This is a genomic window from Roseateles sp. AC306, from assembly GCF_979253795.1.
The window spans coordinates 1-291 of sequence record NZ_CEEDEB010000065.1 but is presented as its reverse complement, the minus strand read 5'-3'; the positions used below and the strand labels follow the sequence as shown (position 1 = coordinate 291).

The following is a 291-nucleotide window of genomic DNA, read 5'->3' as shown; positions in this document are numbered from 1 at the left end:
CGGTAGTCGGTGGGCTGGGTGGCGCGCACCTCCACGGTGTCGGTGACAACACCGTCCACACGCACCTGCACCATCGCTCCAATGCCTCCGGCCAGGTCGGCATAGGCGCGCAGGGTCAGGGAATCGGTGATGTTGGCGCTGGGCCAAGCGGCGGTCAGGGTGCCGCCGTAATAGCTGGCCCCGGAGGTGGAAGGGGTGACGTAGGTGGAGCCGACGATGAGGTACTGGACATCGAACTGGCGCATGACGCCGCCGTAGACGCCGGGGTTTGAGAACGCCACGACGACCTTG

1 protein-coding gene is annotated in these 291 nt (G+C 66.7%); it reads right to left on the bottom strand.

Annotated elements, in window-relative coordinates; translation table 11 throughout:
• Positions 1-291, bottom strand: a 291-nt coding sequence (locus AC0IZJ_RS28405) for a hypothetical protein (RefSeq protein ID WP_471855601.1), incomplete at both ends; no start/stop codon positions are given.